Source organism: Streptomyces rectiviolaceus (assembly GCF_039533825.1).
Taxonomy (GTDB): Bacteria; Actinomycetota; Actinomycetes; order Streptomycetales; family Streptomycetaceae; genus Streptomyces; species Streptomyces rectiviolaceus.
Genome location: NZ_BAAAUG010000031.1, coordinates 30,988 through 32,762 on the forward strand (window position 1 = coordinate 30,988; position 1,775 = coordinate 32,762).

The following is a 1,775-nucleotide window of genomic DNA, read 5'->3' on the forward strand; positions in this document are numbered from 1 at the left end:
TGAGCTCGCGGACGACGGCCTCGCCTCCGGAGCGCTCGCCGACCTCGCCGAGCGGCTGCGCGCTGCCGCCGACCGGCTCCACGAGGACATGGCGGGGGCACGCTTCGCGCCCCGCGCCGTGCCCGTACGCGGCTTCGAACTCGCCGAGCGGTTCGAGCTGTGCTTCGGGGCCGCGGCGGCGCTGCATCTGTGGCTGCGGGGGGCGGAGCACGTGGAACACGCGGAGCATGCGGAGCACGCCGGTTCCGGCGTGGACGACACCTGGCTGCGCGGCTGCCTGGTCAAGGCCCTCACCGACCTCGGCGAGCACGTCGACGAGACGGAACGCCGCGTCCACGGCGAGCTCGCCGACGCGCTGCTCGCCCGGCCCGCAGGGCCCGGCGCGCCGTACTCACTGCTCGACCGGCTCGGCGCGGCTCCCGACACTCAGGAAGCGAGCGCCTCGTGACCACAGCTACTGCGGCTACCGCGGCCACCGGCCTCGCCGACGCCGTCGAGGAGCGCCTCGGCGACCCCTACGACGAGGTGAATCCGCTCGGCTTCCGCGCCGTCCTCGCCGCGAGCGAGGCCGGACGGCCCCTCCCGGAGGGCGCCGCACTCCTCGCCGACACCGGCCTCACCGTCGCACACCACGGCTCAGAGGAACTGCTGCACGCCCTGCGCGCCCTGTGCCGCAGAACGCCCCTGCTGGCCGCCGACTGCCCCGTGGCAGGGGAGAACGCCGGCGCGGTCCGCGTCGGCGCGGCGACCGGGGCGCTCGACTCCGCGCTCCGCATCACCGTGCGCCACCTGCGCGCACGCCACCTCTACGGCGCCGCGGCCATCGACATCAGCTACCTCCGCTCCCTGCTCGCCGGGGCCTATGCCGACCTTCTCCTGTGCGACGTCCTCACGACCCTCGCGGTGCGCGGCGGCGACACCCTGCCCGCGCGCGCCATCGGGCCGCGCGTCCTGCAGGGTGCGATGGACCGGCTCTCGGTGGTGATGGGTTCGCGCTTCTACATCAGGGAGGGCGAACAGGCCGTGTTCCAGGTCCTTTTGGCGCAGGCCCAGCGGGTGCTCTTCGCGCCGGGCACGGACTCGGGCCCCTTGGCGGGCACGGTCGACCTCGACGCCCTCCTGGCCACGCCCGCCGTCGCGGACCTCACCGACCCGGAACTCCTGGACGCCGCACCCGGCCGCACCCTCACGGCACCCACGCGACGTGTCACGCAGCCGTCGGGACCGGTCGAGGAGCGCCTGTACGCGGAGCTGACCGACCGCTACGACACCTCCCGGTCCTTCGGCACGACCGTACGGCCTCTTCCGGACCGTCCCTGAACGCCCTGACGCAGCACACCACTTGACCCCGAACCGTCGAACCCCCGAACCCCCGAACCGTCTCGAAGGAGCACCCCCATGCCGGAATCCGGCGTCGAGCAGCCCACCGAGCAGCTCACCGAGCACACCGCCGAGAGCCTGAGCCTGTGGCTGATCGACTGCATCGCCACCCACCTGGAGCGGACCGCCGACACCATCGACACGGGCGTGCCGCTGAGTGACTACGGACTCGACTCCGTGTACGTCCTCGCGGTCGCCGCCGAGCTTGAGGACCACCTCGACATCTCCCTCGACCCCACCGTCATGTGGCACAACCCGACCATCGACGGCCTCAGCAAGGCCCTGGTCGAGGAGCTCGCCCAGCAGAACGCCTGACCGCTCGCCGCCGCGCCCGCGTCACCGCCTTTCGTCACCCCGCAGAACCGAGAGCAGAACCGAGAGAGGACCGCATTTCC

2 protein-coding genes and 1 pseudogene are annotated in these 1,775 nt (G+C 73.0%); all 3 read left to right on the top strand.

Translation table 11 applies throughout. The features are described 5' to 3' along the window. A pseudogene (locus ABD378_RS10585) lies at nt 1-448 on the top strand (hypothetical protein); the annotation flags it as partial. Beyond that, nucleotides 445-1,320 carry an acyl-CoA dehydrogenase family protein gene (locus ABD378_RS10590; protein ID WP_344520341.1) on the top strand — a complete coding sequence of 292 codons (876 nt, stop codon included), beginning with the start codon at nt 445-447 and terminating at the stop codon, nt 1,318-1,320. The pseudogene ABD378_RS10585 and the gene ABD378_RS10590, both read left to right, overlap by 4 nt. Nucleotides 1,321-1,398: 78 nt before the next feature. Beyond that, nucleotides 1,399-1,695, top strand: a complete 297-nt coding sequence (locus ABD378_RS10595; protein WP_344520342.1) for an acyl carrier protein — start codon at nt 1,399-1,401, stop codon at nt 1,693-1,695. The last annotated feature ends 80 nt before the right edge of the window (nt 1,696-1,775 follow it).